The following is a 232-nucleotide window of genomic DNA, read 5'->3' as shown; positions in this document are numbered from 1 at the left end:
GAGCACTTGACCCAGCGCCAGAGCCTCGCCTGGCCGCTGCTCGAAGCGGTGCAGTGACACGTTGCCGGTGCTCAGTGTCACCGCGTGCGGCTCGATCGCGGCGACCCGCAGAATCGGTATGAATATCTTGCGGCGGGGCGCCAAATCGACCACCAGCCCGAGCACTCGCGGTTGTTGGCGGACAATGCTGATGCTGATCACGACATCGCGAACGCGCCCGAAGGATTCGCCG

General features: G+C 65.1%; 1 pseudogene. It reads right to left on the bottom strand.

The features are described from left to right. Window positions 1–232: pseudogene (locus BST12_RS30275) on the bottom strand (magnesium transporter); the annotation flags it as partial.

It is taken from the genome of Mycobacterium angelicum (assembly GCF_002086155.1).
Lineage (GTDB): Bacteria > Actinomycetota > Actinomycetes > Mycobacteriales > Mycobacteriaceae > Mycobacterium > Mycobacterium angelicum.
The sequence above is the reverse complement of the archived record's forward strand: the minus strand, read 5'-3'. Positions and strand labels throughout refer to the sequence as shown.